This is a genomic window from Caldalkalibacillus uzonensis, assembly GCF_030814135.1.
Lineage (GTDB): Bacteria > Bacillota > Bacilli > Caldalkalibacillales > Caldalkalibacillaceae > Caldalkalibacillus > Caldalkalibacillus uzonensis.
The window spans coordinates 1-4,863 of the sequence record NZ_JAUSUQ010000040.1 but is presented as its reverse complement, the minus strand read 5'-3'; the positions used below and the strand labels follow the sequence as shown (position 1 = coordinate 4,863).

Annotated in this window: 4 protein-coding genes; 1 reads left to right on the top strand and 3 read right to left on the bottom strand. The window is 38.3% G+C overall.

What is annotated here, in order from left to right; translation table 11 throughout:
- Nucleotides 1-184: 184 nt before the first annotated feature.
- Entirely contained in the window at nucleotides 185-688 is a 504-nt protein-coding gene (locus tag J2S00_RS19625) for a helix-turn-helix domain-containing protein (RefSeq protein ID WP_307343973.1), read from the top strand.
- A gap of 755 nt (nucleotides 689-1,443) precedes the next feature.
- Here the strand turns inward: J2S00_RS19625 and J2S00_RS19620 are convergent.
- The 3 genes from J2S00_RS19620 to J2S00_RS19610 form a co-directional block, all read right to left on the bottom strand.
- Nucleotides 1,444-2,334: a R2-like ligand-binding oxidase gene (locus tag J2S00_RS19620; protein WP_307343969.1), complete on the bottom strand. Its 891-nt coding sequence runs from the start codon at nucleotides 2,332-2,334 to the stop codon at nucleotides 1,444-1,446.
- 181 nt (nucleotides 2,335-2,515) lie between these two features.
- Complete coding sequence (locus J2S00_RS19615) at nucleotides 2,516-3,436, bottom strand: DMT family transporter (protein ID WP_307343966.1); 921 nt, start codon at nucleotides 3,434-3,436, stop codon at nucleotides 2,516-2,518.
- A 152-nt stretch (nucleotides 3,437-3,588) separates the two neighbouring features.
- The gene (locus tag J2S00_RS19610; RefSeq protein ID WP_307343964.1) at nucleotides 3,589-4,740 is read right to left on the bottom strand and encodes an iron-containing alcohol dehydrogenase; all 1,152 of its coding nucleotides are present in this window, start codon (nucleotides 4,738-4,740) and stop codon (nucleotides 3,589-3,591) included.
- Between the last annotated feature and the right edge of the window lie 123 nt (nucleotides 4,741-4,863).

Below are 4,863 nucleotides of genomic sequence, written 5' to 3'. Positions count from 1 at the left end.
TAACCATAGATTTTCTCTCCTCTCGGAGAGAATGTCGGCATGTGGTGGGGAATTTTTAACTGATTATATTGAGGAGTTTAACATTTATTTTTACACTTTCCTGTTTCCCATCATACTTTAAATTCTTCTCACTTCCCAAGCCTGTAACCAACTGCCTAGCAATATCCTCTTCTTCTATTACATGATGCCCAATGAAATCAGCAAGCGTGTGGGTCAGTCCTATGGAAAAGTGATAACTAAACGGGAACACACGCCCCTTATACATAAGGTATATGGACATGAAAAAGATACACCAGGAATACGGCTTAGAAAGGCTCGATTGGAGAGAAATTTATTTTTGCGAGAGTTGGCCGAACTAGCCAGGCTAACCCCTGAGACTATTAGAAATATCGAAAAAGATGTATATGAGTGCAAAACGGGGTTGAAAGTTACCACCGCTAAAAAGTTGGCCAAAGCATTAGATAAACCCATCTGGTATGTTGGATTTTACGATAAACTCACTGAAAAAACACTTGGCCAAAAGTTGAAAAAGGCTCGCCTATATCATGGTCATACACTGGTAGAGGCAGCAAAATATTTGGGCGTTGATGAGAAAACCATTAGAAAGTGGGAAAAGGATAAAAAGTCCCCACGGTCTGATATGTTAAAAAGATTAAAGAAATATTTGGAGATTTTGATAACAGGATAATTGAGGTCTGGGGATGACCATAGTGATGGTCTCCCCCATAAGTTATTCGTTATCTTTATAAGTCACCGTAGGATTTTTCAGTACACCCATTTGGCATTCACACCTGCTTGCCGAATAAACCTGGAGACACATTGTCTATTTTATGGTTACCAGGAAAAAAGATCAGATTGATGAAGAGAGATCGTCAGGATCGCTGCTGAAGAAATTGGGTTGTAACCAGCTGGTGGTACCTCAGGTACCACCGGCTAAATTGGCAAAGAACCAGAATACCATGAAAATGTGAAATTAATTCTTTGCTCAACCAAAAAAAGTGAAAGAGTTGCACATTAAAACATATAGCGTTACGAAAATAATGTGAGAAACATTAGACATTTTAATGTGCAAGATTACAGTATAGATTCGGCCGTATTGTATATGCTATGTGGCTGACAAACGAGCCTTATGATTCAGCTATATTTCTAAAAGCACGAACCATTCATTACCATTGGTCGGCTTAAATTTAAGAATAACGTGTATCTTTATCTTGCGCCCAATCAGAAGAACATAAGTTTCGTGTTGGCATAGAGGGTTTTGCTTCAGCTAACTGTAGCCGCTCGCCAACCCCCGTTCGGGACTTTCTCCCTATAGTCACGCACTCATGCCGGGCGTACAAATAACCGTAGCCCGGTTGAATACCGAACTACGGTAAATATATCGTGATAAACGAGCCTACAAATTTCTTCGATTAAGTTATTTCATCACTTATTCTTAACAAACTATACCTGTTGTAATGTGTCAATTCCAATATCTTTCATTCTTCTGGCGAACATTCTATCTATCCGTTCTCTTCCCCGAACTTCCTCTGGCGTTTCAATTTCTTTTCCTTCAACAACTATAGGTTGGTCATAACGGACAATAACAGCAGAATAGAATTCCTCAAATAGTTCACGAATTCGTTTTGCATATTTCGGATCTTTTTGTGCAAATCGTTTGAGCATTCTTAAGCCAAAGCCGACATGGCGTCCCTCATCACGTTTAATTTGCTTAAATGCCTCTTTTAAACCAGGTAATAATCCATATTGACCATAGACAGCCTCAAAAACTTCATATCCAACCATGGCTTGAACGCCTTCAATCATACCCTGATAATGGACCAGTCCTTCAACCATTGCCATTTCTCTCTCTTCAGGTCCCTTATCCAACGCTTCAAGCAATTGTCTGGATCTGTCATCCAATGTTTCATGAACGAGATTTAATACTTTTGTTTCTCTGCCTACGTTGAGAACTTCCCGAAAATATCTCTCGAAGAATTCTGTATGTTTAAATTCCTCTACAAGCTGAGTACTTAAATAAGCTTGCTGATGCGTTGAGGGAGCAATCATGATCCATGGACAAAATTTCAGTGCAACATTTTCTTCCGCATTCCAAAAGCCGGTACAAAAATGTATTAAATAAGCTCTTTTTTGATCATCAAGTTCTGCAAAATGCTTTTTATCCTCAGATAAATCAATTGCAGCGGGATCCCATGTACCAAAGCGAATGGCCATACGATATAGGGAATAAGCTAACTCATCAGCATCCCGATCATCTTTTTGTTTCAGATCTTGTAATTTTTCCAGCTCCTTGTCCAGTTGTTCATAAAGATTCTCATCTACATGTTGACTCATTTGTGAATCCTCCTTGTTAAAATGTTTTTTGTCACTTAAATACTTGCAAAAATCATGCCAAATTTAAAAACTGACAGATAGTGTGTTTTAAGACTCTAACTATTTTAAATGGAACGACTGTCATTCCATCTGTAACGTATGCAGTTCCATTTTAAAATGTTGTTGTATTTATGGTTATCCATCAAGCTGACTGTGTCTCTCTTTCAACTAATTCTTTTTTCGTTTTCCTGGTAGTTAAATAGACCCCGTATCCAACTAACATACCGCCTAATATTTGATGCATATTTAATAATTCCCTGAGGATAATAAACGATGTGACGCCAGTAAATACGGGAATTAGATACATATACATGGCGGCCACATTAGTCCCTAAAGATTTGATGCCCAAATTGTACCATAAGAAAGCCAAAATTGAGGCAGTAAGGGCAAGTAAAATGAGACCTGCTATCGCTTCAAAAGTTATATGAAGAGGAGGGTGCGTCACAAGTGCCCATAATGCAGCAGGAACCAAGAGAAGGACACCTAACACACTACAAATAGTTATGCTCGTAATCAGTTGAAAATCTTTAATCAATTCTTTTGATACCATTGAATATCCAGCCCAGGCAAACACGGCCAAAATCATAATCAGATCTCCACGGTTGAAATTTAATTCAACAAAGACAGACACATCACCTTGTGAGATGATCCAAAGTACGCCGATTGTAGCTAAAATCATCCCTGTGATCTGGTGTACATTAAGAGATTCGCTGGTATGGAAATAGGAAAAAATAGCAATCAAAATTGGTGTAGCTGTTGTAATAAGTGTGATGTTAATTGGACTTGTATACTGTACAGCTATATAAGTAAGGGTCTGAAATAAGGTGATCCCAAGCAAAGCAGCAAGAAAAATATTTTTCCAGTGTCGTTTCACTATAGAAAAATCTATCTGATTGTTCAATAAGGTTACAGGTAACAAGACACATAATGCGATCAACCAACGAAAAGTTGAAATGAGCACAGGATGAAAAGTATCAAGTAATACTTGTCCAATGACTGGGTTTAATCCCCAAAACAAAGCTACACATATCAAAAACAAATGAGGAATTATTGTTTTTTTCATAGCAAATTCGCCTCTTTTATATCTATTATATGTTAATTTTTACATATAATAGGATATATTTATAAAAGAAGTGAGCCATATTCAAACCTTATAAATATACTCTGAAGAGGAGTTAGGTTTGAAATGGCTTTTTGTGCTCCTCATCAAGTTAACTAAAATATTTCCTTTAGAAGCTTATAAATATCCTCTTTAGGAGCTTGTATAGGATTAAACTGCCACATACCACTTTTTAACGAATCTTCAGCTATAGGTTCCAATTGTTCTTCTTTAACACCTACCTCTCTTAATTTCTGAGGAAGACCAATATCATTTCTCAACTCTGTAATATCTTCGACAACGCGTTCTGCCAACTTCCGCTCAGACAAATGACCAGTGTTTTGATGGAAAACTCTCGCTATTTGAGCATATTTATCTGGTCGGGCAGCCATGTTATACTTCATAACACTAGGCAATAAAAGTCCAATGGTAACCCCATGGCTAACATGAACATGTCCACTTACTGCACTCCCTATAGCGTGTGTTAAACCTAGGAATGATTGATTAAACGCCATCCCAGCTAATAGACTAGCTTCTGCCATTTTTATCCTAGCTGTTTTATCTTTCCCGTTATAAACAGCTCGTCTTAGATAAGTATATACGGTCTTCATTGCAGAAAGAGCAAGTGCATCACTTACAGGCTGGGCTATTCGCGACACAAATGTCTCTACCCCATGTGCGAAGGCATCAATACCCGTTGCTGCCGTAACAAATGGCGGGACAGTCATGGTTAATTTTGGGTCAACGATAGCTACATCCGGCGCCAAATATGAGCTTGTTACTGTTACCTTACGTTTTTCAATCCAATCCGAAAAAACTGCAAATATCGTGACTTCACTCCCAGTCCCGGATGTGGTTGGCAGTACAACCAATGGCACTTTTGGCGGCGCTTTGACAAGGTCAACTCCTGCATAATCCCGAATACTACCACCATTGCTGGCTACCACTCTTATACCCTTAGCCGTATCAATAGGACTGCCCCCACCAATAGCGATGATCATATCACACTCTGCCTCTTTAAAAGCCTTTGCAGCCTTATCAACAGTTTCCACGCTAGGATCAGGCTCCACTTGATCGTATACATGATACCTTACATCTTTTTGTTTTAATATTTTTAGAACATATTCTACAAGACCGGCATTTAAAATCGCTTTGTCAGTAACAATAAACACATTTCGCATAGGCAATTGCAGATTTTCTAATTCATTTGTTTTGCCATATCCAAAGTAAATCTTGGTTGGTAAATGATATTGAAAGGATTCAGTCATAGCCCACACCCCTTGTATATTATGTTTTAGCCTTCATTTGAAGGTCTTTCAAACCTAAAACTGTTCCTTGAAAATTGAATAAAGATTCGTTTTGGTGATGGAGGACATAGCTTCGTAATGAGC

What these genes read in the sequence shown, in the direction of transcription:
- J2S00_RS19625 (WP_307343973.1), top strand. Translation starts at nt 185, where the DNA reads ATGCCCAATGAAATCAGCAAGCGTGTGGGTCAGTCCTATGGAAAAGTG.
- J2S00_RS19620 (WP_307343969.1), bottom strand. Translation starts at nt 2,334, where the DNA reads ATGAGTCAACATGTAGATGAGAATCTTTATGAACAACTGGACAAGGAG.
- J2S00_RS19615 (WP_307343966.1), bottom strand. Translation starts at nt 3,436, where the DNA reads ATGAAAAAAACAATAATTCCTCATTTGTTTTTGATATGTGTAGCTTTG.
- J2S00_RS19610 (WP_307343964.1), bottom strand. Translation starts at nt 4,740, where the DNA reads ATGACTGAATCCTTTCAATATCATTTACCAACCAAGATTTACTTTGGA.